2 protein-coding genes are annotated in these 953 nt (G+C 59.0%); one reads left to right on the top strand and one right to left on the bottom strand.

Going from position 1 to position 953, the window contains the following annotated elements:
- The first annotated feature begins 16 nt into the window (after positions 1-16).
- Positions 17-109 (top strand): IS3 family transposase, encoded by a 93-nt coding sequence (locus HMPREF2630_RS09445; RefSeq protein WP_305793926.1) that lies wholly within the window; start codon positions 17-19, stop codon positions 107-109.
- Positions 110-191: 82 nt separating this feature from the next.
- Here the strand turns inward: HMPREF2630_RS09445 and HMPREF2630_RS09370 are convergent, their stop codons facing one another.
- A complete protein-coding gene (locus HMPREF2630_RS09370) occupies positions 192-530 on the bottom strand; it encodes an excalibur calcium-binding domain-containing protein (protein WP_246822780.1) in 339 nt (112 codons plus the stop codon).
- Positions 531-953 lie beyond the last annotated feature (423 nt).

Raw genomic sequence — 953 nt, 5'->3', positions numbered from 1 at the left:
TGACCTTGAAGCCTATATCACGCATTGGAATACAGTAAGACGTCAGGTAAAGCTTAGGGGCCTGACTCCGGTAGAGTACCGGGTTCAGGCCCTTGAGGTAGCCGTGTAATGGCTATTATTTATTGCGTCCAAGTTTCGGGGCGCAGTTCAAAATAGTACGAGGGGGCTTCGCTATACCTGGGGGTAGAAGCTTAGTGCTTCTTCTTCGGCTCGCACGCCACGCCATCACCGTCTTTATCTAGACCAGGGCGGTAACCCGGCTCGCCACGATGCAGCGGCGCCGCACCAGCCGCACGAGCATCAGCGCATGTTTCGTAATAAACACTCGACTGCGCCGGAGCCTGCTGAACCGGCTGCGCGGGAGCTTGCTGAGCGGGGGCCTCAGTTGCCGGAGCCTGCTGAACGGGAGCTTCCTGAACCGGTGCCTGCTGTGCCGGGGTCTCTGAGGCTGGTGCCGCCGGAGCCTCCGCGGAAGGTACCTCAGTAGCCGGTGCCTGCGCGGAAGGTGCCTCAGTAGCCGGCGCCTGCACGGGAGCCTCGGTCGTCGGAACCGGAGACGGGGTTACCGTCGGGGTAGGAGACTCCGAAGGAGACGCAGACGCACTCGGCGTCGGAGAAGAACTAGGAGTAGCTGAAACCGAAGGGCTAGCAGAAGCAGACGTCGACGACGAGGCAGAAGGCGTAGACTCCGGAGTGCGAACAGGCGAAGAGCAACCGGTCAGCAGTAGAGCACCCGCAAGAACGCCAGCGGCGGCATAAATTTTCAACACAATATTCCTTTATAAAGTGAGTGGACAAGGGTGTTCACCGTAGAACACACACTCCAGTGTAAAGGAAAACCACCCCGTCTGCGGACAACGTTGGACCGCATCAAACAATCTGACAAGGGAAGATGCAACCTGCAGGCATAACGAAGCCCCCTCGTGCCGGTTCACGCAAGAACCGGCACAAGG

This window comes from Rothia sp. HMSC072B03 (genome assembly GCF_001809565.1).
Lineage (GTDB): Bacteria > Actinomycetota > Actinomycetes > Actinomycetales > Micrococcaceae > Rothia > Rothia mucilaginosa_A.
The sequence above is the reverse complement of the archived record's forward strand: the minus strand, read 5'-3'. Positions and strand labels throughout refer to the sequence as shown.